The sequence below is a fragment of the Rhabdobacter roseus genome (assembly GCF_014202275.1).
In the GTDB taxonomy this organism is placed as follows: domain Bacteria; phylum Bacteroidota; class Bacteroidia; order Cytophagales; family Spirosomataceae; genus Rhabdobacter; species Rhabdobacter roseus.
The window spans coordinates 229,955-252,770 of the sequence record NZ_JACHGF010000008.1 but is presented as its reverse complement, the minus strand read 5'-3'; the positions used below and the strand labels follow the sequence as shown (position 1 = coordinate 252,770).

At 55.1% G+C, this 22,816-nt stretch carries 19 protein-coding genes; 9 read left to right on the top strand and 10 right to left on the bottom strand.

Features of this window, described 5'->3' with window-relative positions; genetic code table 11:
• Positions 1-71: 71 nt before the first annotated feature.
• The 3 genes from HNQ92_RS21360 to HNQ92_RS21350 all read right to left on the bottom strand — a co-directional run bounded on the left by HNQ92_RS21360 (position 72) and on the right by HNQ92_RS21350 (position 3,830).
• The gene (locus HNQ92_RS21360; RefSeq protein ID WP_184177114.1) at positions 72-1,748 is read right to left on the bottom strand and encodes an ArnT family glycosyltransferase; all 1,677 of its coding nucleotides are present in this window, start codon (positions 1,746-1,748) and stop codon (positions 72-74) included.
• A 127-nt stretch (positions 1,749-1,875) separates the two neighbouring features.
• Positions 1,876-3,006: a DUF4932 domain-containing protein gene (locus HNQ92_RS21355; protein WP_184177112.1), complete on the bottom strand. Its 1,131-nt coding sequence runs from the start codon at positions 3,004-3,006 to the stop codon at positions 1,876-1,878.
• Between the two features lie 86 nt (positions 3,007-3,092).
• A complete protein-coding gene (locus HNQ92_RS21350; RefSeq protein ID WP_246440575.1) occupies positions 3,093-3,830 on the bottom strand; it encodes a head GIN domain-containing protein in 738 nt (245 codons plus the stop codon).
• 262 nt (positions 3,831-4,092) lie between these two features.
• Here HNQ92_RS21350 and HNQ92_RS21345 point away from each other — a divergent pair, with 262 nt between their 5' ends.
• The 3 genes from HNQ92_RS21345 to HNQ92_RS21335 are packed head-to-tail and all read left to right on the top strand — an operon-like array spanning position 4,093 to position 7,586.
• Positions 4,093-4,698 carry an RNA polymerase sigma-70 factor gene (locus HNQ92_RS21345; RefSeq protein WP_184177094.1) on the top strand — a complete coding sequence of 202 codons (606 nt, stop codon included), beginning with the start codon at positions 4,093-4,095 and terminating at the stop codon, positions 4,696-4,698.
• Positions 4,695-5,732, top strand: a complete 1,038-nt coding sequence (locus HNQ92_RS21340; RefSeq protein WP_184177092.1) for a FecR family protein — start codon at positions 4,695-4,697, stop codon at positions 5,730-5,732. The genes HNQ92_RS21345 and HNQ92_RS21340 overlap by 4 nt, the downstream gene beginning before the upstream one ends.
• A gap of 18 nt (positions 5,733-5,750) precedes the next feature.
• Positions 5,751-7,586 carry an STN and carboxypeptidase regulatory-like domain-containing protein gene (locus HNQ92_RS21335; RefSeq protein WP_184177090.1) on the top strand — a complete coding sequence of 612 codons (1,836 nt, stop codon included), beginning with the start codon at positions 5,751-5,753 and terminating at the stop codon, positions 7,584-7,586.
• A gap of 26 nt (positions 7,587-7,612) precedes the next feature.
• On the opposite strand, the gene HNQ92_RS21330 is transcribed toward HNQ92_RS21335, so the two are convergent.
• From HNQ92_RS21330 to HNQ92_RS21315, 4 genes are all read right to left on the bottom strand, one after another.
• A complete protein-coding gene (locus HNQ92_RS21330) occupies positions 7,613-10,924 on the bottom strand; it encodes a CotH kinase family protein (RefSeq protein WP_184177088.1) in 3,312 nt (1,103 codons plus the stop codon).
• Between the two features lie 113 nt (positions 10,925-11,037).
• A complete protein-coding gene (nadE, locus tag HNQ92_RS21325; RefSeq protein ID WP_184177080.1) occupies positions 11,038-13,068 on the bottom strand; it encodes an NAD(+) synthase in 2,031 nt (676 codons plus the stop codon).
• Between the two features lie 237 nt (positions 13,069-13,305).
• Positions 13,306-14,046 (bottom strand): glucosamine-6-phosphate deaminase, encoded by a 741-nt coding sequence (locus HNQ92_RS21320; RefSeq protein WP_184177078.1) that lies wholly within the window; start codon positions 14,044-14,046, stop codon positions 13,306-13,308.
• 36 nt (positions 14,047-14,082) lie between these two features.
• Positions 14,083-15,312 carry an exo-beta-N-acetylmuramidase NamZ family protein gene (locus HNQ92_RS21315; RefSeq protein WP_184177076.1) on the bottom strand — a complete coding sequence of 410 codons (1,230 nt, stop codon included), beginning with the start codon at positions 15,310-15,312 and terminating at the stop codon, positions 14,083-14,085.
• 28 nt (positions 15,313-15,340) lie between these two features.
• Here HNQ92_RS21315 and HNQ92_RS28530 point away from each other — a divergent pair, with 28 nt between their 5' ends.
• Together HNQ92_RS28530 and HNQ92_RS21305 are read left to right on the top strand one after the other, a co-directional pair.
• Positions 15,341-15,478 carry a hypothetical protein gene (locus HNQ92_RS28530; RefSeq protein ID WP_221307512.1) on the top strand — a complete coding sequence of 46 codons (138 nt, stop codon included), beginning with the start codon at positions 15,341-15,343 and terminating at the stop codon, positions 15,476-15,478.
• Between the two features lie 103 nt (positions 15,479-15,581).
• Positions 15,582-16,847 (top strand): ABC transporter permease, encoded by a 1,266-nt coding sequence (locus tag HNQ92_RS21305; protein ID WP_184177072.1) that lies wholly within the window; start codon positions 15,582-15,584, stop codon positions 16,845-16,847.
• 290 nt (positions 16,848-17,137) lie between these two features.
• On the opposite strand, the gene HNQ92_RS21300 is transcribed toward HNQ92_RS21305, so the two are convergent.
• The 3 genes from HNQ92_RS21300 to HNQ92_RS21290 all read right to left on the bottom strand — a co-directional run bounded on the left by HNQ92_RS21300 (position 17,138) and on the right by HNQ92_RS21290 (position 20,001).
• The gene (locus HNQ92_RS21300) at positions 17,138-18,451 is read right to left on the bottom strand and encodes a hypothetical protein (RefSeq protein WP_184177070.1); all 1,314 of its coding nucleotides are present in this window, start codon (positions 18,449-18,451) and stop codon (positions 17,138-17,140) included.
• Positions 18,426-19,022 (bottom strand): RNA polymerase sigma factor, encoded by a 597-nt coding sequence (locus HNQ92_RS21295; RefSeq protein ID WP_184177068.1) that lies wholly within the window; start codon positions 19,020-19,022, stop codon positions 18,426-18,428. The genes HNQ92_RS21300 and HNQ92_RS21295 overlap by 26 nt, the downstream gene beginning before the upstream one ends.
• Before the next feature lie 64 nt (positions 19,023-19,086).
• Entirely contained in the window at positions 19,087-20,001 is a 915-nt protein-coding gene (locus HNQ92_RS21290) for a hypothetical protein (protein ID WP_184177066.1), read from the bottom strand.
• A 531-nt stretch (positions 20,002-20,532) separates the two neighbouring features.
• Here HNQ92_RS21290 and HNQ92_RS21285 point away from each other — a divergent pair.
• From HNQ92_RS21285 to HNQ92_RS28725, 4 genes are all read left to right on the top strand, one after another.
• Entirely contained in the window at positions 20,533-20,973 is a 441-nt protein-coding gene (locus HNQ92_RS21285; protein ID WP_184177064.1) for a DUF3592 domain-containing protein, read from the top strand.
• Positions 20,974-21,045: 72 nt separating this feature from the next.
• Entirely contained in the window at positions 21,046-21,327 is a 282-nt protein-coding gene (gene ppnP, locus HNQ92_RS21280; protein ID WP_184177062.1) for a pyrimidine/purine nucleoside phosphorylase, read from the top strand.
• A gap of 282 nt (positions 21,328-21,609) precedes the next feature.
• Complete coding sequence (locus HNQ92_RS28730; protein ID WP_246440572.1) at positions 21,610-22,254, top strand: family 43 glycosylhydrolase; 645 nt, start codon at positions 21,610-21,612, stop codon at positions 22,252-22,254.
• Positions 22,255-22,344: 90 nt separating this feature from the next.
• Positions 22,345-22,617, top strand: a complete 273-nt coding sequence (locus tag HNQ92_RS28725; protein WP_246440570.1) for a glycoside hydrolase family protein — start codon at positions 22,345-22,347, stop codon at positions 22,615-22,617.
• Positions 22,618-22,816: the final 199 nt, after the last annotated feature.

Here is a 22,816-nt window from a genome sequence, read left to right as displayed (position 1 = left end):
GAAGACCAACGGTTCCGCATACAGGTACTTGGGCGAGCCAAGGCGCGTTATGGCATGATCAAGTAAGGTACCTAAAGCCGCTCCAACTCCAGCAGGCAGTGCTGCTCCAGGGTACTTGAGCGCGTGGCGGGGTTCAGGAATTTACCGGTGAGGCGCGTCACGTGGTAGTCGTCGATACAATGCTGACTTTTTACGCGTGCTCCTTGCGGAACGTAGGCGGGCGTATATTCCGCGGGAGTAATAACCCAAATCGTTTTTTTCTTGTAAAGTTCCTCTACAACCTCCTCCCTATCTAGCGGAGGAAGAAGGGTCCCGGCGTCCAGCTCCAGATTATAATAAACCGGCGAAGGAGCGGTAAAGTACAGGTGATCCATCGGTACCTGATGTTTCTCCACCAGCCGGGCTAACTGCCGCCCCCCCTGGTAGGTATCCAGGGCGGGGTACACGTGCCCATTCAGCATCAGATTGACCAGTAAAGTACCCCAAGCCGAGAACAGCAACGCCCGCCGCAGGGGTACTTTGACCAAAAAAATCAGGCGGAAAAGCAGCAGGCCCAACACTACAAAAGTACCTCCCAGCCAGGCGGGTAGCTGGCTGCCAAATACCCAAAAAACCAGCCCGTAAGCTACCCCTAGCATCAGCACCGTGATGATCCACTGCGTCACCGTCACAAACCGAAGCTGCGCGGGATGTGGCCGCTCCCAGGTACCCACCAACCAACCCGCCAGCCACACGGCCATGAGCGGAAAAAGGACGTTGAGGTAATGGGGTAGTTTGAAGGACGACAACGAAAAAAGTACCAGACAGGCCAACGCGCCGCCACCCGTAAACCACTCCGGCAGGGGTACCTGACGAACGCGGTACACGCGCGTGGCCCAGGACGCGTACAGCAGCAACGACCACGGCAGCGCCGCCCACAGCAGCGTATGGAAGAAAAAGAACGGATCACCGGCCCCGGCCTTGCCGAAGCGCCCGCCCGACATCCGCTCGAAGTTTTGCTCCCACAGCATAAACCACACGCCCGACACCTCCCTACGCCCGGCAATGACCTGCTCGGGATGAAGGTCAAATTGCAGGTAAAAACACCAAAGTACCGGCAGGATCGCCACCGCAAACGCCGCTAGCCCCCCAAGTACCTTGACGCTCCACAGCCGCTCCCAGGCCCGGCGGTGAAGTACCTCGATCAGCAACGCCACACCCACCACGCCGACGCCCACCATGCCCTTGGTATCGAAGGCCAGGCCCGCCAAAAAGCCGCCCAGGAGAATAGAGCGCCAGGTACCTTGCTGTAGGTACTCGTAGAATTGCCAGGCCGCCAGCGCCACCAGTCCCGTCAGCAGGGCGTCCATCCGGACGTCGTGGTTGCCCAGCATAAAAGCCTGCGTCGTGGCCAGGATCACCGCCGCCAGCAGGCCCGTCTCGCGGTTATAGGCCGCTTTGCCCAGGCGGTAGGTGGCGTAAATCCCCAGCAGCGCCACCAGCACCGAAGGCAGCCGGTAGGCCCAGGCCGACACACCAAAAAGCTTATAGGAAGCCGCCGCCAGCCAGAAGGTAAGGTGGGGCTTGTCGAGGTAGGGCATAAAATGGTCGTAGAGCTCTACGTAGTTGCCGGTTTGGTGCATCCGCAATGCCACTAGAGCGTTAAAAGCCGGGTCGGAATCCAGAATGGGCAGAAAAAGCCCCAGGCCATAGACCAAAAGTACCCCCAACCCCACGAAAAGGTAGTCGGTACGGTGTAGTAATTTCATTGTTAAGCAGGTACTTTTCCGGGGGCGAAGGTACGGCGAACCACTATCTTCAGCAACTGGAAACCCTAGGTCTGTGTCCCCACAGACCTGCCCTGCTGAATAGGTCTGTGGGGACACAGACCTAGGGTTAGTTTTTGGCCAACGCTTCCATCGCTTGTACCACCGCTTCGTAGTAGGTTTTATGCGTCCCTTCGTCAAACTTTCTTAGCTCTACCAGAAGGACAGGTAGGTAGCGGAATTTCCGGCCGTTTTCGTAGTAAGCCTGTAAGGTTTTAGCGCCTTCGTCATCGCCCAGCTTCTCCGAAATAATGATTTCCCCAGCCCGCACAAAATGTTCGTACACGCAGGCTTTCCAGGTTATGTAGCCCTGGTCGGACATGGCCGACTTCAGCGGTTCAAATCGTTTTTCGGTTTTCAAAAAGAGCTCGGCGGGTAGTTGGTCCACCACCGGATTTACAAACGAATGGCCGAATTCATGCACGCTGAGTTCTCGAAGCCTTTGCTCATTTTCAAACCCCATTACTACTTCATTGGGTCTCTGGAAGTACTGTCGATCAAACGCGCCAAATACGTTGAAAACGTTCGTTCCGCCACCGGACGTGTACCTCAAGCCAAACCCCATGCCTTTCGGGATGGTGAGGCTAGGTACCAGCGTATAGCGCGCAAAGGATGTTTTATAAAAAGCCTCCATCGTACCGATAAAATCATTTTTGGGCAGCGTCTTCGCTACTTCGGCGAGGGATTGCGCATAGTATACCTGGTGCTCTGCCAGGTACTTATCAAAATCAATTTCTTTATAAAATTCATTCAGTCCCTCAAGAAAAAGAACGGCCAGTTCCTTCGCTTCCCGGGGGTCTTTCTTCTGCGAAAAGTTAATAAAGTACCGCTCTTCAATCGAATCAGTCAGTCGGGCATTGGGGAAATCCTCTACTTGCAGCAGTAGGTTAATCAGGTAGTCTAACCACAGATGGTCCGCTACGGTAAAGGATTTCTCCAGGTTTTTGCTCGACGCAAACGACTTGTACTTTTGGTAGAGGTAGTAGCCGTAGGCGTGCCGCTCTTTCTTAGGTACTTGCTGGCCGTTTATCTCAACCGTCTTGGTTTCGATATCGACTCCTTCAAAGCCAATAAAGTACCCTAGGCCCAGTAGTTCGACGTTTTTATTCATCGCGATCCGCAGCTTTTCGTTACTGGGTGCCCCGTTCGCCCTGCAAAAGCTAATCTGACCTACCAGCAGCAGAAGTAGTATTTTTTTCATGCAGGTATTTTTTTGAATGTTTCACTTTCCATTAACAGTAGGGCCAGACACTTGCCTGGCCCTACTGGTTGAATTATTGCAAAGAACTAATCCCGCGAGATGCTGCTTCCGCCCGACAGCCGCTGCTCGATGGACGGGCTACCTTTGTAGCGTACGTTGCTGGCTCCGCTGGCGTCTACTTTCAGGAAGCGCGTCACCCACACCCGCGCCCGGCTCGCGCCGGAAAGCCCCAAATCCGACTCCTCCACCCGGTAATCAAAGCCCAGGAGCTGGGAAGCGCCCGTCAGATTGCCATCGAGGTACTTGCCGTCGCCCCGCAGCGTCAGTTCCGACGCCCCCGACAGATCCATGTTCAGCTGCTCGGCCGAGCCCGTGAAGCTGGCCTTGGAAGCCCCCGACAGGCGGACGTCAAGTACCCGTGCGTTTTCGAAGCCCTCTATCGTTGACTCCGTGGCCCCCGAGAAATTTACGCCCCGCAGCGCGGGCAACGTTACGTCGATGTCCATGCGTTGGCGGCGATTGCGCCAGCTGTTGCGGTAGCGGATCACCAGGTTGCCGTTGCGCTCGGTAAAGACATCCAGGTCGTCGAGGTCGTTGAGCTCGCCCGTAGCCGACAGCCGAAAGGTATTTCCCTGCCGCACGTGGATCCGAAAGGCGTCGCCCATTTCGAGCTGGTCAAAATTGGTTACGTTAAAATCGCGGGTACTTACACCCCGGGGCGGAATGGCGTTGTCGCCGGAATTGATGTAAATACACGACTGCATGCTCAGTAGCAAACCCACAACAAAAAGACGAAGTACGACGATGGGATGAATTTTTTTCATGGCTAATAGATGATCTGGTACTGGTTAGAATTAAAAAATACTACTCGGGGCGGGATCGTGGCTCGCCCCTTTCCTTCTTGACAACCCGGAAAAGCTTCCCCCCTACGTCCCCTTATTTTTTTTCTGGGCGTAGGGGTACTTGGTGGCCGGGTTGTCAAGGAAGAAATGAAATTCAAACGTGGTAGCGACCGTTCCTACAATTCGCGAAGCTGTTAACGAAAGAGATTCTGTATTTTTGTGGGCAAAAAAACTCCCGCACCGCGTGTCTCTAAGCGATACAGAAATCGTAAGCGCCATCCGGCAAGGCCACGAGCCTTCCTTCGAGCAGATGTTTCGTACCTACTACGAGCGTCTGTGTCACTACGCGCATTCGCTCCTGAAAGACCAGGACGACGCCGAAGAGATGGTGCAAACGGTGTTTCTGAACCTGTGGGAAAAGCGCGAAGAGCTGGAGATCACGCTCTCGCTGAAAGCCTATCTCTACCGGGCCGTGCATAACCATTGCCTCAACCGCCTGAAGCACTATAAAGTACGGGAAGCCCACCGCGAATACACCGTCTACTACCAGCCCGTCGGCTACGAGCCCGTAGCCGACGCCCTCAATGGCTACGAGCTGGAGGAGCGGATCGAGCAGGCCGTGAGCCGCCTGCCGGAGCAGTGCCAGCTGGTGTTCCGGATGAGTCGGTTTGAGGAACTGAAGTACCAGGAAATCGCCGACCGGCTGCGGATTTCGGTCAAGACCGTCGAGAACCAGATCGGGAAAGCGCTGCGCGTGCTCCGCAGCGAACTCGCCGACTACCTGCCGTCGTTGCTATGGATAGGTACCTGTATGTTGTTAATCCGTTATGCTGAGCTGTACGCAGGATGAGTGCTTCTAACCTACATCTGTCCGACGAACTATTGGCCCGCTACCTGGCCAATACCGCCACCGCCGACGAAATCGAGCGGGTGCGGCTCTGGCTGGAAGCCTCGCCCGAGCGCGCCGATGAGCTGGCGGGCTACCGCAAACTCTGGGAAAGCAACGGCAGCCTGCGTCCGGATCGTCTCCGGGTAGATACCGACGCTGCCTGGCAAAACGTTCGGTCTCGGATGCACAAGCCCCAGGTACCTGAGGTCATTCAGCGCCCCTTGCACCCAGCGGCGGCTTCCGAAAAACCGCTTCCTACCCGGCGGCTCGCACCAGGCTACTGGGCGGCGGCCGTCGTGGCGCTGCTGGTGGTGAGCTTTAGCTGGTTGTTGCTGAACCGCACGCAGCCCACGCAACTCGTTACCATCACGACCCACGATAACACTTTTGAGAAGGTACTTCCCGACGGCACGAAGGTATTTCTCAACTACCACTCCACCCTCACCTACTCCGATGGCCTGCCCGGGGATACGCGCGCCGTGTCGCTGCGGGGCGAGGCTTTTTTCGACGTGCAACCCGACGCCACGCACCCCTTCGTGATCGACGCCAACGGAACGGAAGTGCGGGTACTGGGTACTTCGTTTAACGTAAAAGCCTACGACGAAGCCGTGCGGGTAGACGTAAAAACGGGCCGCGTGGAAGTTGCCAAAGCCTCGCGCAAGGCCGTACTGGCACCGGGGGAAGGCGTAGCCGTCGAGGCCGATACGGTACTTCGCCCCCTCCTGGCCGACCCCAACATAGGCGCCTACCGCACGCAGGTTTTTGATTTTCAGGCCACGCCCCTGGCCGACATCGTGGCTTCCCTGCGCGACGGCTACCACGCCGACGTTCGCCTGGGCAACGCGCAGCTGGCCCACTGCCGGTTTACGTGGCGCTTCGAGCGCGAGTCGCTGGACGTGGTACTTTCGGTCATTGCCGAAGCCCTGGACCTGCGCGTTCAGCAGGAGGGTACCACCTACCGGCTGGAAGGTACCGCCTGCCAGTCGAGCTTATAAATACATGATCTGCCTACTTTGAAGCGTTTTTTCTCATATCCAATAATTAGCCTGACGGTATGGAGCTGCCTGCTCGTCGTGGAGGCGGCGGCGCAGCCGCTGCTGGAAAAGAAGATCAGCCTGCGGGTCAGCAACGAGCGGCTCGACGAGGTACTTCGGCAAATTGGCGAGAAGGGCGGCTTCAGCTTTGCGTATAGTCCCGACGCCATCGACGTACAAAGCCGGGTGTCGGTCAATGCCTCCAACCAGGCCGTCCGCACCATCCTGACCGATTTGTTCAAAGGGACCGTGGCGTTTAAGGAAAAACGCAAGTACATTATCCTAAAAAAAGTAGCCGTGGCCGAGACTAGCCCGCCCGAAAGTTTCCTGCTCAACGGCTACATTCTGGACTACAAAACGGGTGATCCGCTCACCAACGCCAGTGTTTACGAGCCAACTACCCTGGCTTCGACCGTCAGCAATCAGTACGGCTACTACAAGATCCGGCTGCCCACTGCCCCGACACAACTACAACTGGAAATCCGAAAAGAAGGGTACCTGGCCCGTACGGTAGACGTACGGAGCCGCCGCGACAACACCCTGTTGACCCTCGAGCTCACGGCCGATACGCTGATGGCGCTCACCCCAACTACCCCGCGTACCCTGGCCCGGCGCGACTCCGCCAAAAGTACCCTGGAGTACCCCCAGGTTGTTTTGGCGCCCGTGCCTCCGCCCGCTACCAAAGTACCTGTACCGCAAAAGTACCCGGATACGACGCAGCAACAAAAAAACTACGCTCCACGTACCTTTCAGGAGCATTTGCTCAAAGTACGGGACGGCCTCGTGTACGCTTTTTCCTCTACCCGCCAGGCCATTCACACCGAAAACATCACCGACACCCTTTACCGTACTTTCCAGGCTTCCATCATTCCGTTTATAGGTACCAATCAACAGCTGAGCGGCAACGTCATCAATACCTTTTCGCTGAATCTCGTGGCGGGTTACTCGCTGGGGGTCGATGCGCTGGAGGTAGGTTTGGGCCTCAACATGGTCCGCTGGAACGTACGAGGCGCGCAGTTGGCGGGGCTTGGTAATGTAGTAGGTCGCGATGTCGACGGGGCGCAGCTGGCGGGCTTTGGCAATATCACCATTGGGAGCCTCAACGGCATGCAGGCGGCGGGTACTTTCAACATTACGGCCGAAGACGTAACGGGCGTCCAGATCGCTTCCGCGGGCAATGCCGCAGGCCGGAACCTCCGCGGCTGGCAGGTTTCCGGCGGGCTCAATTATGCCCGTACCGTACTCAGCGGCCACCAGCTTGGGTTTATCAACTACGCTGACTCGTCGGCCACGACGCCCTTTGGGTACTTGAGTTTTATCAGAAAAAACGGCTACCGACGCTTCGAAATTTCTACCGACGAGCTGCATTATTTCAGTACCACCTTCAAAACCGGCGTACCGGCTTTTTACAATATTTTTATCCTCAGCTTCAATGCCTTTGCTCCGGGCAAACCCCTGGGTAGTCTGGGCTACGGCCTGGGTACCGCCCGGCTCCTGGGCCGCCCCCGGCCCCGCAGCTGGATGCTCAACGCCGACCTCACCGGCAGCCGCCTGGCCATCCAGCGCCGCTTCCTCCGGCAGGAGCGGGTTCATCACTACCGGCTGGCGGTGGCTTTGGAAAAGAAACTAACTTCACGGATGGCGCTGTCGCTCGGGCCTACCTTCAATCTGCTGCGTAGCCCGTACCGGGGGCTCGTCGCCTCGGAGCAGCCCTGGATCGAGCCCCTCTGGGTGGGCCAGCCCAGCGGCTCCCGCCGTACCTATTTCTGGCTCGGTGCTCAGCTAAGCCTGCGGTGGTGTAATAAGACGTTTTAAAAATCTGCTCTCCTCCAAGTACCTTTCTACTGGCTACCCAGCTGAAGCAGACCGCTCGCTACCATGTTCAGCGCACCGTCTGCTTCTATACGCAGTGATTTAGCCATTCCGCTATTTTCTAGCTCAATGATGTGTCCCGGCGAAACGACTACCTCGTCGCAGAAGGTAGGTACCCGCCCGCACGACCACAGTCCGACGTTGTTCCAGTTGCCCGAAGCCAGGCTTTCGCAAGCCCCCACGCCCACCCGGATATCGTCGAGCCGGAGCTGATCCCGCGCCCCCGAGGTACCGGTGCCCGTATGGTAATAGCGCCAGAAAAGCTGCACGTAGGGCTGATCCAGGGCCTGAGCAGGTAGCGGAATAGACGTGAAAGTCTGGCTGTGACCGGCCGTGGCATTTCGCACATACTCTACCGGCTGGTTGTCTACTCCTAGCACATCGCTGAATTCACCCGAGTCGCCCACGCGGTATTGCAGCCTAATGGCGTGCGGGCGTACGTTAGGTGTGAGGGTACCGCCCGTCCAGGAAACCTCCACCTTGGTAAGTCCCAGCGTATTAAGCGCCAGGAGCGCGCCACCTACTTTACCCATCGGATAGCCTTCGTTGACGGCAGTAGGATCACTGCTGGTGGTATTGATAAAGGCGACGCCGTTCTCTCCCAACCCATTGACACGGCTCCTGCTCAGGTAGTTGTAGGGTCCGCTCGTGAACCCTTCTAGGGTAGCTCCGAACGTTGGGTCGGGTTGGTTCATGTACACAAAGGCCATCGACTCGGGAAAAGTACCCGCCGGATTGGCCGACTCCCACGCCAAAAATTCGTAGGCACAGGCGTAGCTGAGTTCATAGGGCGCTGGATTGTATAAGTAGTCGGGGTCAATTTCAAAGAAAGCCTGGTAGGTAGCACTAGCCGTCAAATGCACCACCAGTACCGAATCACTAAAGGAAGTAGCTTCGCTTTGCCAATGCGTAAAGCGATAGCCCGGTTTAGCTTTGGCCCGGATCGTCACGGGCACGCCCTGGAAGTAGGTACCTTGCCAGGGGTACGGCTGCTCGGCCACGCCCGGTGTAGTACCTACAATCGCTATGGTATTGACCTGCACGTAGCCACGCTGCGCGTGCGATACATCGACGGTCAGGGTGTGCGTAGCTGCCAGGCTAAACTTACTCCGGATGTGCTGCCGCACGTTGCCCGGCCGCTGCTCCGCAAAGTTAATCATCACGTTCACGTTGTTATCCCAGGTAGTCATATTCGTGATGGCTTTCCAGCGCGCAATGTGCTCGGGCATTTCGGGTGCCAGGTTTTGTTTATACTCGTTGATCATCCCTACGACCCGGCTGGGCAGGTAGGTCGTATTGAGCATGTCGGCGAAGCGGTTGATGAAATTAGTTCTGAATTCCGCGTTTTCGAGCAGTCGGCGTAGCAGGAAGGTCCGGGCCGGGGCAGCTGGGGCATTTATATCGCTATTGGTAGCAAAGGCCAGGGTATTGTGCGTTGGGCCATTAAAGCCGCCAAAGCCATAATCTACGTCGAACATCATCCAGCGCCAGCGTCCGTCGTGCCCGTACGGAGCGTTTGGCATGTACTGCGGCGTGCGAAGCCGCCAGCAACGGATGTTGTTTTCGGGCCAATCGGTGTTGGCGGCGTAAATTTCCGCCAGCTGGTAGTCGATGAAGTTGTCCATATCCATCCGCGTTTTTACGTTTTCGTAGTTCGCCTGGTTGGACGGACCGTTAGCGATCAGGTAGTTGATCATGGCGTTGTAGTGCACTGCATCCCCTTCATCTACTTCGTAATGATTCTCGATCATATCCAGATTATCGGGATCAACGCCATACTTGGCACTGGGGTAGTACTTGTCGAAGCGCTCCCGGACATTATGAATCCCCCAGTATTCACCGTTGACCAGCAATATACTGGGACAATACGCCTGCCTGTCGAAGCGTAAGTGACTGACCATCCCCTGAATTACCGCATCCCTAAACATGGTACTTCCCCAGTCATTACCCGAGTTACGCAGGATCAGCCGTTTGTGATTGGTATAAGGCAACGAAGGAAAAAAAGGGTAGGTAAAGAAGGTACTGCTGTACAGCCGAAGGCTCTTTTGGGCGAGTCCGCGCGTATGCCCGCCGTTGATCCGTACATCCACTACCTGGCTCAGCGCGGCTCCCGTCGATAACGTATCAAATACCTCCATATTAGCCGGATACTCCCATTGGTCTCCCGTGCGGGTAAAATTACCCGGAAAGCCCGGTCCGTTGACCGACACGGACGGATTACCCGCCCGCCAGTTGTCGAACGTAACGCCCGCGTTATAAATCCCCTCCTGGTACCCAAAAAGGTAGTTTTCGGGCATGGCTAACGAGATAACCGGAAACCGGAAACGCTGATTGCCTTCGGGGGTAACCAGGTAGGTTCGCGTTACGACGGAGCTTGGGAGTGTCCCCGGCTTTACTACCTTCGCCCGTACCACGGTACCTTTAAACACCGGCTCCGACGGAAAGTAGGGTGGATTGTAGCTGTACGTGGAAGAATAGTTAGAAACCCGGTTGGCGTTGAGCGTCCGGTCCATGATCGGGATGGGTGCCGTATAAGTATGGGTTTGTAAAGTGGCATTCAGGATTGGCCCCGGTGTTTGTCCCTGTACTTCTACATAACGATTGCGGTAGGTAAACGTCGTGCTGGGGTTATTTTCGTTGGGCTCGGAGCCATCCGTAGTATAGTAGATTGTGGCGTCCGGATCACTACTTGTGAGGGTTAGCGTAAAAGCACCGGGGTAGTAGCCCGAAGCGTGGGAAAAAGTAGGAGGGTCCAGGAACGCGCTAAAGCTGGGGGCGTTGTTGTTAGTCGCAGCGGGGGTAGCTGAGGTGAAATACACCCAATTGGCCGATCCGCTGGGCTTGCGTCCGTAGGAGATATTGGCCGCCAGGGCTGGAAACGCCACGGCATCCAGCTGGGTTATCCCATCGGGTGCAAAAATCCCGAACTCCTCCCCGCTAGCCGACAGCGCAAAGGCCAGATGCCGCGCCCCGCGCGAGGGGTCATTGCTCGCCCAAAGTAGCAGGTACCCTCCCGCCGGAACCACCAGACTTGCACTTACGGGTAGTTGGTACTTCGTAGGATTACTGAGCTGGTCCGTGACGTAGTATCCCGAAATATCAACATTGGCAGCCGTGGGGTTATAAAGTTCGACCCAGTCGGCGTAATCACCGGTACCATCGGCGACGGTGGAAGAATTGGAAGACATGATTTCGTTGATAAAGAGCGTTTGCCCCACGGCCAGCGGAGCAAAAAGACTCAAAACCAAGGAAAGCAGGAAGCGGTGTATAGGTAGTTTCATAGATCAACAGCATACAGATGGACACTTAGTAATCTCCTATGAATAAAGTACTAAGATAGCCTCTTATATGTTATTCACCCACTACCATTTACTGAATGGCTGCTGCCCTACCCTTAAAACCCAATCTTCCCCACGCGCTTCTCGCGCCGCTGCTCGCTGGCAAACTCACGCAGCTCCTGCAACTCCCGCTCAAAACCGCCCGACAGGATCGGAAAGCGACACCAGGTACGGGGATCCAGGTTGAGGTCGTCGAGGTGGAAGGAAGGTGCGTAGCGCTCGCGCTTCCACTGGTTGCGACTCCAGAGCTTGAAAAACCGCTCCGTCCACATAAGTACCTCGGCGGGTCCGTAACGCCCTTCGTAGCGCGCCAACAGGTGGCGGTAGCAGTCCAGCGGCGATTTTTTATCCCGAATCGCGATTTCTTCCAGTGAATCCAGGAAGTCGTACGGCATCAGGTCGTCTTCGTCGGTTTGTTTTTGATCCTGCGGGCGCAGCTCGGCGGTGGGCTGCAGGCTGTTCACTTTTTTCAAACCTTCTATTTTGATGTGTCTCCCTTTTACCTCACAACCTACCGTTTCGAGCCAGCGGAGCCACTGCCGCAGGTAGTGCTTGTCGATACCCGCCAGCGGACTGATACTCCCGGCCGTGTCGCCGTCCATGGTGGCGTAGCCCACGGCCACCTCGGAGCGGTTGGAGGTAGAGAGCAGCAAGTGGTTGGCGAGGTTGGTCAGCATCCACACGCTGGGAGCCCGCACCCGCGCCTGGATGTTTTGCAACGCAATATCGTCTTGCTCCCAGCTGAGCTTCCGGTCTATTTGCTGCTCGATGAGGCTGGTGTAGGTCTCGACCAGGCCGTTGATGTTTATATTGTAAAAGGTAGAACCCATCGACTCCGCCAGTGAGCGCGCCGAGTCGAGCGTGTCTTGCGAGCTGTTCTCGGTACCTTGGTAAATATTGTGAATAATTTCTTTGGCAATGTCTTCCTCGGTTTGGGCTTCTTGAATCTTGGCAATGTGCGCCAGCTTCTGCTTCAGGCGCTCCAGGCCAATACTCTCGTCGGCCAGGCGGATCATGAGGCCGCAGAGGGCGGTACAGGCCGAGGAGTCGGCTCCGCCGGAAAGCGAGATCGTAAAACCCTGCGAGCGGCTTTTGCGCAGGTAGTCGAAAAGCGCCAGGCTCACGGCCCGGGCAAATTCCTCCTCCTTCAGCGCACCGCCGCGTTCAAAAGCCTCCAGCTCGGCTACCTGCGGCGGCACCGGCACTACCTCCGGAAAGTCAAACGGCGCGGCCGTGCGCCAGACCTTATCCTGCGGGGGCCGCGACAGGTTCTGGATTTGCGTCAGGCGCGTAAGTTCGGTGTCGATCACGGCGGCGGTGATGAGGTAGTCTTCGTAGCTGAAGCGCGGGCTCGACACCAGCAGCTCGCCGTTGGTAGCAATCATGGCGTCACCATCGTAGATGGCCCGTCCGGCTTCGTTGCCCAGCAAATTGGTATAAATGTAGCTGCACCCAAAGGAGCGCGAGGCGTCGATCACGAAGCGCTCGCGGGTCATGAATTTATGGAAAGCAAAGTGGCTGGCGCTGGGATTGAGCAAAATATCCACGCCGCGCTCGTAGTGCCGCCGACCGGGCCGGTTGGCAATCCAGGCGTCTTCACAAATCTCGAAGGCGATCCGCACGCCCGACAGGTCAAAGATAATATCGCCCAGGGGGTAGGTCACGCGGTTGATCTCCAGGCTATCCACGACCCCCGGCGGCCAGGCGTGAAACCAGCGCGACTCGTAGTGAATGCCGTTGTTGGCCAGGTTTTGTTTGGCATAAAAACCCAAGATGCGCTTGTTGGCTATGACACAGGCCGTGTTGTAGAGGCGGTTGTGCTGCCGGATCGGCAGGCCCACGGTTACAACAATGTCGGAAGTGTACTCCACGATTTCGTGCAGGCAGCGCAGGGCTTGCTCGTGCAGGTCGTGGGCAAAGAAGTAGTCTTCGCAGCCGTAGCCCGTAATGCAGAGCTCGGGCAGGCACAGCAGCGACACCTCCTGCCGACGCGCCTCCTCGATGGCCCCGATGATATTCTTCGTATTCGTTTCCCAGGCCATGGGGATTTGGTTCACCACCCCGGCGGCCGCTTTTATCAGTGGCATAAGCGTTGATTCGTCGTTAAAAAAATGGGTAGTGTTGGCTCAATGGATCCCTGCTAACTACCTCCATCAAGCTTTGTATTTTTCTATTGTAAGGTACCTGTGACTCCTCCCAACTACCTTTTTCAATCATTTCTCATTCAATCATTTCTCAAACTACCTTTTGTACGTGACCAGAGGTAGTTTGTAGCAACAAGGTACCTTCAAAAGGTACTTTGGGGAAAGGTACCTGAAACAGCTCTACTTCTCCACCAACGCCGCCGCTTCGTCGTCCAGCAGGAGCTGCGCGTGGGGGTGCAGGTGCAACACACTGGCCGGAAACGCCTCGGAGACAGTACCCGCCAGCAGCCGTTGCACCACGGGGGCCTTGGCCGCTCCGCTGGCCAGCAGTACCGCCTGGCGAGCTTCCAGGATGGTACGCAGGCCCAGCGTGACGCCCTGGGTCAGGGTAGTGGGCTCCTTAAAGTACTTTTGTCCGGTTTGGATGGTAGTTTCGTGCAGGGTACTTAGGTGCGCGGCGGCATCAAAAGAAGTACCCGGCTCGTTGAGCGCCAGGTGGCCGTTCATTCCTACGCCCAACACGATAAGATCCAGGCCATCCAGCAACGCCAGCGCCCGGTTGATGCGCTCGCACTCGGCGGGCAGGTCAGGTACCTGTGCGTTGAAGTACACGATCTGGTCGTCGCGAAAGCCCACGGGCCGCAGAAAATCCCGATCCAGGTACGCCCGGCAACTACCTTCGTCCTCCGGCCCCATGCCTACCCATTCGTCAAGCCCGATGAAGGTACTTTGGAAAAAATCGACCTCGCCCCGCTGGTGCCGCTCTGCCAGCTCCTGAAACATCCCCAGCGGGGTACTTCCCGAAGGCAAACAGAATACCAGCGTGGGTTTGAGCAACAGTGCCTCAGCCACCAGGTCGGCGGCAGCCTGCGACAGCGCCTCGTAGGTAGGGAAAATGCGCGTAATCAGGTTACTTTCCATGAAAAGAGAATCAGCAAGGGTAGTTGTAAAATGATCTTAATCGGCGTACAGCAGGTACTTTTTCCGCAGCTCTTTGTACTGCACCAGACCGGGCTCGTAGGCCCGCCGGATTTCTTCCTCGGTGCGGCCCGCTACCAGCATAGTACGAATAAGATCCGTGCCAGCGAGTTTATCAAAGTACGATTCGCTGGTAAAAAAATTTGATTTATCGGGCGCTTTCTGGTAAAAGTCCAGCAGGTACTTGAGCGAGAACCGCAGCTGATACGCATCGACCCGCCGCAGGTCTTCGCCGTAGCAGCGCTTGCCTTCGTTGGGCGGCTTGTGGGCACCGGGCTTCTCGACGGGCGTAAAGGTGTAGGTACCAAAGGCCGGGTCGGGCGCGCCGATCACCTGAAACTGCGTGTCGGTGCCGCGTCCCACGCTCACGATGGTGGGCTCGAACAGGCAAATGGACGGGTACAACAGCACCGACTGCTGGTTGGGCAAATTGGGCGAGGGCTTCACGGGCAGTACGTAGGGCGTCTGGTGGGTGTAGCCCGTGCAGGGAATCACCGTGAGGTCGCAGCGTTTTTTGCCCGCTAGCCAGCCTTCGCCGTTGATCATCAGGGCCAGCTCGCCCGACGTAAGCCCATGTACCACGGGCACGGGATTCATGCCCACGAAGGACGCAAACTTGCGGTCGAGCACGGGGCCGTCGATGAAGTGGCCGTTGGGATTGGGGCGGTCCAGCACCAGGCAGGTTTTGCCGTTTTCGGCGCAGGCTTCCATCAGCAGGTGCATGGTACTGGGGTAGGTGTAGTAGCGCACGCCTACGTCCTGGATGTCGAAGATCAGCACATCGAGCCCGGCCAGTTGCTGGGGTGTTGCTTTTTTATTGGTACCATAAAGTGACACGATGGGAAGGCCCGTGCGGGTATCCACGCCGTCTTTGATGGTCGCGCCGTCAGCCTCCATGCCCCGGAAGCCGTGCTCGGGCGCAAAGATTGTTTTTACATTCACCCCCAGGCTTTTGAGGCTGTCGGCCAGGTGGGTACCGTTCGGGAAGATCGTGGTGTGGTTAACTACCAGCCCCACGCGCTTGCCCTTCAGCAGCGGCAGGTATTCGCCGGTGCGCTCCAGGCCCAGCTTCAGAGGTTGCTGGACAGGTACCTGGGGCGTTTCAGTAGTCTTGGTACCGGGTACCTCCGTACCCGGTACGGAGGTACCCGCCCGGCAGCCCCAGCTAAGGACCAGCAGCAGGTATACGAAAGATTTGAGCACGATCATCGTTTTTTACCAAAATAACGTTTTCAAAATGAGCTTTACAACATTCCCTGCCGAAAGAAGTACCTTCGCCGGGCGTATTGGAGCAGGAAACTGGCCGGAAGTACCTTGCTCAGGTACCTGGGCAAGGTACTTCCGGCCACACTTCCGCGGCGCAGAAGCTCGTTAATCTAAACAATGATCCTTATATTGCCTGCCCTAAGTACCTGGTAACCCCGGCCCGGTACCGGGGCGATCCGAAGTGATTCTTTATTTCAAAAACACCGTTTGCCTTGCGATTTTCGTCGTTTTTAGCCCGCCGCATCCGTCACAACGAACTAGGTTCTTTCTCCGCTACCGTCAGCCGGATCGGCGTGGCCAGTATTGCCATTGGCATTGCGGTAGGTATCGTGGCTTTTGCAGTACTTTTTGGTTTTAAAAATACCATTCAGGAAAAAATATTCCTGTTTGGCGCGCACCTGCGCGTCAGCGCGCTGGGCCTGGGAAGTACCTACGAAGAAGGGCCCCTGCCACGGCGCTCACCCCTGTCCGATGATCTGCCTCACATGCCCGAAATACGCCATTGGCAAGCGGTCGCCCACAAATCCGGCATTCTGAAAACGCCCGACGAGCTTAAGGGGATCATGCTTAAGGGCGTCGGAGCCGACTACGACTGGGCGCTTTTTCAGGAAAGTCTGGTGGAAGGACGGCTGATTCAGTGGGCCACGCCCGACCGTGCGGCGGCTACTGCCGATTCAGCTACTTTAACTACCCCCGACTACTCCTCGGAGATCATCATCAGCCGCCGGATCGCCAACCAGCTCCGGCTCAAGACCGGCGACGACGTGCTGATGTACTTCGTCCAGAACCCGCCCCGCGCCCGCAAGCTCACGGTGGTGGGTATCTACGAAACCGAAATGGAGGAGTTTGATACTAACCTCGTTATTGGCGACCTGGCGCTGGTGCAGCGCATCAACGGCTGGGGGGCCGACACCGTGGGCTCGTACGAAATCTACCTGCGCGACTTCCAGCAGCTCGAACCCGTGGCGGCGGATGTATTCTACCGCATGTCGCCGGACATGTACCTTCAGAAAGTCACCGAAACCTTCCGGCCCGTCTTCGACTGGCTCTTAATGCTCGACCGCAACACGGCCGTTTTCCTGACGCTCATTCTGTTCGTGGCTTGCTTCAACATGATCTCCATCCTGCTGGTGATGATCATGGAGCGGACGCCGCTGGTGGGTCTGCTCAAAACCCTCGGGAGCCCCGATGCCCAGATCCGCCGGATCTTCCTGCGCGTGGGCCTGCACATGGTCACGCGCGGCCTGCTGTTGGGCAATGGCATCGGGCTGCTGCTGTGCTGGCTACAGTACCAGTTTAGGCTCATCCCGCTCGACCCCGTCAACTACTTCATGGATTCCGTCCCCATCGTGTTCGACTGGGGTACTTTCGTGCTCGTCAACGTCATCACGCTGGGTGTGGTAGCGCTGGTCCTGCTCATCCCGACCTACGTTATCACGCGCATTCAGCCCATCCGGGCGCTCTTGTTCAAGAAGTAAATTTATGTAATTTCAAAATTGAGTTTATGTAATTTCAAAATTGGCCGAAAAATATCCGCTCACTCCCAATTTGCTAGCTAAGCTAGCTAACCCCGATTTTCAAATCGGCGGTTGTTTCTGACTTGCGTTTGAAACGCAAAAAGAGCCCGTCGCCGATCATAGATCGGGACGAGCTGTAGATTTACGCAGGACGAGAAGATCAAAAGCGTACGCACTACTTCGTGCAGGCCTGGCGCTCGCTGGTGTAAATAGAATTAGCGGGCTAAATCAGCTCATCCTGATTTGCCCCCCTATTCTTCCCGCTTTCGCAACTCTACGGCAATACCCAAGCGATAAGGGCGCGACTGCCAATGTCCTCCTACCAAGCTTCGTTGGGTAAGGCTATATTCGGCAAAAGGCCCAACGGCCAAGTCCAGATTTTTTCCCAGGTTGACATTTTTTGTGGAGCTGATATTGACCCATATCATCGCTAAGCGAGTGGGCAAAACGCTGGTAAATTCAATGCCGACTCTTGTCTCTAATTTTCGTAGGGGGGTATGACTCATAGGTAGTAGGGTTCTGACGCCTCCCCCCAGTAAATGCAGGCGCTCATCAATGACATGCGGAAGGCCAACACGCCGAAAACTGTACTGATTTTCAGGGGTATAATTTACTTCAATCCGACCCGATCCGATTTCATAGTAGTTCCAATTGCGCAGGTAGCCGTAGTTGAGCAATAGCCGGAGATGGCCTTTTTCCAAGCCGGCACTGACTTTGTAGCCCATCGACTTGGAACTAAAAGCAGGAGCAAACTGGACGTTTTGAAACGGCATTTCGAACGTGGAATGGAGGTTGATCAACTGGAAGCTCTCCAGGCTGGCGATACTGAAAACCGGGTTGAACTTGGGCCGGTGCGGCCGTAGCTGTTCTTCCTGAGTTGGCGCTGAGGCTGAGGTAGGTACCTGAATATCCGGGAGTGTGTATTGAAGGAAGTGGAGCTTTCTGCTAGATAAAAGACTAAGCTCCTTTTTATGAGTACTTATTCCAACGGCAGAGCTATCAGTAGCCAAGCCAGACTCAACACTACTCTCCACCCGGGATGCTGCTTCTATCCGGTATTGGGCATTACTATCCGGACGATTTTCTACTAGCTGAATTTTAGCAGAAGAATCAAGATGATAGACAGACTTCTCATTGGCTTTTGCGGACCGAAGATGGTTTATTCTCTCCTTTCTAACTTCTGCTTTTTGGTGGGGATTTATCAACTCTTTTTGAGCCTCGGAATGGCTTAGTATGGGCGGCAAACTACCTTGCTCAGGCGCTACAACAGGCCGTGTACCTGCGTCGTTGGCGGGTCTGCTAGGGTTGTTTTTTTCGGAAACGCGGGTCTTGGCCGCCACTGGCTCCGAAGACTGTGATCCTTGAAGAAAATAACCTACCGTTAGCCCACTGAGCACCAATATAACCACCACAAGAGTACCCCAACGTACAGCGTAGTGGGTCGTATTGACAGCCGCTAATATCTTTTTGGAAAGCTCCTCTTCTACGGGTGCTTCCAAGTCGTCAAATCGCTTCCTAAGCTTTTCCTGAAACGCCTGATCAATCTTCTTTTGAGATGAATCCATATTGCCCAATTCCTTTTTCCTGTAATTTTTTAATCAACAAGGCCCTGCCCCTCATCAATTGTGATTTAGAGGTCCCTTCCACGATACCAAGCATGGAAGCGATTTGTGCATGCGTGTAGCCGTCAATGAAGTACAGATTCACTACGGTTCTATAGCCGTCTGGTAGTTCACTGATTATCGCCAGCAATTCTCCCATCTCAATCTGCTCCAGTACTTCAAGGGTTTCCTCGGAAGGCTGCACCGGCTCGATCTCATCAATGGGTGTTTGTAGCAAATCCCTTTTGGTGGTTGAGCGGTAGTAGTTGATCGCCGTGCGTATCACGGTAGATTTGACCCAGTAATCAGCCGAATCAGGCGATTTCAGCTGATTGATATGCTGAAAAATTTTGATAAAGGCCTCCTGAAAAATATCGTCAGCTTCCGACTCCGTACGGGCATATCGGAGGCATACGCCTCTTAATTTGCGTTTGTACCGGTCATAAAAAGCACTCTGGGCTTTGGGCTCACTTCGCTGACAGGCCTCGACGAGCTCCGTCAGCGAAGTGAACTTTTGCTTTTGAAAAAAAATCATTAGGTACGTTTCGGGTAATTACCTAGGAGCAGAATTCTGGTTTGCTTAAAAGGGTGACAATCTATTAGTAGAACCCCATGTAACTTCTCACTAGTACATTTCCCGCTTGATCCAAGGTAATAAACCAGACCTGCGTACCGTACATGGTTCCCGTATTTTTCTGAATGCAGAGGTCGTAGCTGGTCACCCCGTCATAGGTCCTTTTATAATTGCGGGCAAATTGCCCTTCAAAGACAAAATCTTTGTATTCGGGCGTATTAGCCAGGTAGTGCCTGATGCTCTCCGGCAGGGCCTGTACGCCATTGAGCAGGGTCGGCTGCTCTGAACCACCAATAAGCGTATGCTGATTATTGAATAGCAGCGTAAAAAAGGTATTATTCTGGGACACCATTACCTGATACATATTCTCATCCTGGTCGTTCTTAAAGATCGTACCGGTACTAAAACCAAGACCTTTCTGAGAAAGATAATTCCGGATCGGGTTCGGCATATCTTCCTCCGCAAGGGATGTAACCCTCGACTTTGCCGACAGCATTTCTAGCGTATAGGTCGCTTGACCTGACAACATCGTAATACCCCACTGAAAGCGATGCGTTTTACCTTGCCAGTTGTAATCAGCCACTAATCTTTGTCCGTAGTTACCTTCCCTATACCAGGAGTATTCTTCTTCACGGTAATTGGAAAAGCTACCACCTTTAATGACTGAAGGATTTAGCAGATTGACCAGACTGTCTGGTGGCAGATCCGCCGCCAAACGATACGAGGATATAATAGTATTCTTATTGACCGCCGCATTGACTTTTTTTTCGGTTGTTTGAAGATCCACCCCCCAAATTTTGTCGGCCACGATTTCAGTAAAGACCATATTTGACGGATTCGTATAATTTTGTTTTACCAGCTGGACCACTTCTGCCGGAACATTGGCTGCTTGCGGGTTTGAATCTTTCACCCTATTACAAGCCCCAAGAAGGGTTGCCATACACACAATTATTACTCTCGACTTCATGCTAGACTTCAGTTAAAATGTTAGTTCTCCAATGAAGTACTGATCCTGCACTTCATGTTTTAAAGTAGCGCTACAATCCTAAGACAGCTCTCCTTAGCATTGGTTGCATAGGTATCGCAAATTGCTTTAGAATATAATTCATGAAAGCCCCGCCTGACGATTTACAGGCTGTAAGAGGGTTAGTACAGGCATGGTATAAAAGACATTCAAAGTAAATACAGGATCAAACTCATATTAAGCCCCGTACGGTTAGTAGCCCATCATACCTAGCTAACCCCGATTTTTAATCGGCGGTTGAGTCTGATTTGCGTTTAAAACGCAAAAAAGCCCGTCGCCGATCATAGATTGGGAAGAGCTGTAGAGAGGAGGTATCCAACCTGTAGAAGTCCTCCCATGCCCCAAATACAGGTATTCCCGTAGCCAGAATACAGGCGTTCCGCGATTGTGTGGGGCGGGTACTTGGGCCAACTTTGCAGTGGTCAAAGTAGCAAACGTGTTTCAGGCATGCAAACCCAGGAAGAGTTGATTTTCAAGATCGTGATGGGCGTCGTTTCCGTAGGCATGACGGCGCTGGGAGGGTACCTGCTCTACCAGGGCATTCGCATCCTTGTTTTTCACCGGGCGCTCCGGCGGCGGGGCCGCCCCGTAACGGGCCGGGTGAGTGGCCTCAAAACGTGGCAAAGCCCCTACGGGGCTCAGGTACTTACGCCCACCATTACGTACCAGGTGCAGGGCCGTACGTACCAGCTCACGCCCAAGGATTTTACGTACCGTACCTTTTGGGTAGGCCAGCAAGTACCCCTCAGGTACCTACCCGAAAACCCCGCTAAAAGTACCTGGCACCAAACGCCCTCGTTGGGCCTGCGGTGGGTCTTTCTGGGCTTTCTGTGCGCGGTGCTGGCGGTAAGTACCCTGTGGGAGGTACTTATGATTTTTGGCGGGTAGGTACTGTTCCTTTAACCAAAAAAGTACGTACTTCGGGCCTTCAAAAATTCATTTTCTATTCAGTAGCAAAACATGATCGCAGTAAATGAATACTTCGGAGGCTCGGTGATGTCGCTAGGCTACACCACGGCGGCGGGGAAGTCGTCGGTTGGCGTGATCAACGAGGGCGAATTTGAGTTTGGTACTTCGCAGCACGAAACCATGACCCTCGTGGAAGGCCAGCTGGAGGTACTTTTGCCGGAGGCGGAAGCCTGGCAAACGTACGGACCCGGAGAGGCGTTTGAAGTACCCGCCGGGGCTTCTTTCCAGGTAAAAGCCACGGCTCCCGTAGCGTACCTGTGCCAGTACCGCTAAGTACCTTTGGTGGTGTTCTCTGGTGGTGAGAACACCACCAAATCCCAAATGGTTGGGAGGAACGGTTTGCAATTTGTTGGTGAGAAAGGTCTGCAAAGACGCAAAGAGGTTGGTGAGAACGGCCTGCGATTTGTTGGTGAGAACACCAACAAAGGCCCGAACCCTCACGCGCCAGTTTGGCACCCTGTCCGACAAAGGAAAAGCGAAAGCGGGTCGGTAGGTACCCCTGTACATTAGAATAAGTACCTCAAGCACTTTCCTTTGTACAAATCCTATCTAGATATGAACATGAGACGCTTTGGGTTAACGCTGCTTGTCTATTTGTCTTTTTCGTGGGCACTTCTGGCCCAGCCAAGCCGGGTACCTGTGGTCCGGTATGGCGTTCCGCTGGACTCCCTTGTGCTGAGCGATCCGTTTATCCTGGCCGACGCAAAAACCAACCGGTACTACCTGACCGGTACGGGCGGCCTGCTGTGGAAAAGCAAAGACCTCAAGCACTGGGATGGCCCCTACGCCGTAGCCCAAACTGACCCTAATTCCTGGATGGGGCCCCAACCGATGATTTGGGCGGCCGAAATTCATCCCTACCAGGGCAAGTACTACTATTTTGCGACCTTTACCAACCGGGCCGTCAAGATTGATACCGTCCAGGGCAACGTGATCGAGCGCCGGGCTTGCCACGTATTGGTGAGTGACCAGCCGGATGGCCCTTACGTACCCATGCAGGCCCCTACCTACCTGCCCGCCCACATGCCTACACTGGATGGCACGCTCTGGGTAGATACCGACGGCAAACCCTACCTGGTTTATTGCTACGAATGGCTCCAGAACCTGAACGGTACCATCGAAAAAATGGAGCTAAAACCGGATCTGAGCGGCACGGTGGGTACCGCCAAGCTCTTGTTCCGGGCCAGCGACTCACCCTGAAGCCGGGAAAAAGACGAAAACGGCCAGGATCGTCCCAACAAGGTAACGGACGGGGCCTACCTCTTCAAGACCTACACGGGGCGGCTGGGTATGATCTGGACCAGTTGGATCTACGATGTATACGTGCAGGGCGTAGCCTACTCGGAAAGCGGTACGCTTGACGGCCCCTGGATACAGGAGAAAGACCCCATTACACCGCTTAACTTTGGGCACGGCATGTTGTTCCGCACCCTGGAGGGCAAGCTGCTGATGTCCATCCATAGCCACAAAAGCATCAACGGCCGCTACCGCCGCATCCCGCACCTGTTCGAAGCAGACCTGTCGGGCGATAAGCTGGTGGTCGGGAAGCCGTATGTACCTTGACGGGGTGTCAGATGGTTGTTCTTAGGGCGGGCCTATTGCCTTTGTCGGTGCGATGAAAGTACCCCTTAACCTCTTATACCCTTAATCTACTTACAGAACCGGGAGATACATGAAGCCTGAGTACTCCAACTTGGAAACTACAGTATTGGAAGTATAATTACCGAGCCCTTAGCCAAGGGAAGCTTAGGGATTGTATATA

Bases quoted from the DNA above. Each gene is read 5' to 3' on its own strand.
- HNQ92_RS21360 (WP_184177114.1), bottom strand. From the start codon at position 1,748: ATGAAATTACTACACCGTACCGACTACCTTTTCGTGGGGTTGGGGGTA.
- HNQ92_RS21355 (WP_184177112.1), bottom strand. From the start codon at position 3,006: ATGAAAAAAATACTACTTCTGCTGCTGGTAGGTCAGATTAGCTTTTGC.
- HNQ92_RS21350 (WP_246440575.1), bottom strand. From the start codon at position 3,830: ATGAAAAAAATTCATCCCATCGTCGTACTTCGTCTTTTTGTTGTGGGT.
- HNQ92_RS21340 (WP_184177092.1), top strand. From the start codon at position 4,695: ATGAGTGCTTCTAACCTACATCTGTCCGACGAACTATTGGCCCGCTAC.
- HNQ92_RS21330 (WP_184177088.1), bottom strand. From the start codon at position 10,924: ATGAAACTACCTATACACCGCTTCCTGCTTTCCTTGGTTTTGAGTCTT.
- nadE (WP_184177080.1), bottom strand. From the start codon at position 13,068: ATGCCACTGATAAAAGCGGCCGCCGGGGTGGTGAACCAAATCCCCATG.
- HNQ92_RS21320 (WP_184177078.1), bottom strand. From the start codon at position 14,046: ATGGAAAGTAACCTGATTACGCGCATTTTCCCTACCTACGAGGCGCTG.
- HNQ92_RS21315 (WP_184177076.1), bottom strand. From the start codon at position 15,312: ATGATCGTGCTCAAATCTTTCGTATACCTGCTGCTGGTCCTTAGCTGG.
- HNQ92_RS28530 (WP_221307512.1), top strand. From the start codon at position 15,341: ATGAGCTTTACAACATTCCCTGCCGAAAGAAGTACCTTCGCCGGGCGT.
- HNQ92_RS21300 (WP_184177070.1), bottom strand. From the start codon at position 18,451: ATGGATTCATCTCAAAAGAAGATTGATCAGGCGTTTCAGGAAAAGCTT.
- HNQ92_RS21295 (WP_184177068.1), bottom strand. From the start codon at position 19,022: ATGATTTTTTTTCAAAAGCAAAAGTTCACTTCGCTGACGGAGCTCGTC.
- HNQ92_RS21290 (WP_184177066.1), bottom strand. From the start codon at position 20,001: ATGGCAACCCTTCTTGGGGCTTGTAATAGGGTGAAAGATTCAAACCCG.
- HNQ92_RS21285 (WP_184177064.1), top strand. From the start codon at position 20,533: ATGCAAACCCAGGAAGAGTTGATTTTCAAGATCGTGATGGGCGTCGTT.
- ppnP (WP_184177062.1), top strand. From the start codon at position 21,046: ATGATCGCAGTAAATGAATACTTCGGAGGCTCGGTGATGTCGCTAGGC.
- HNQ92_RS28730 (WP_246440572.1), top strand. From the start codon at position 21,610: ATGAACATGAGACGCTTTGGGTTAACGCTGCTTGTCTATTTGTCTTTT.
- HNQ92_RS28725 (WP_246440570.1), top strand. From the start codon at position 22,345: ATGATCTGGACCAGTTGGATCTACGATGTATACGTGCAGGGCGTAGCC.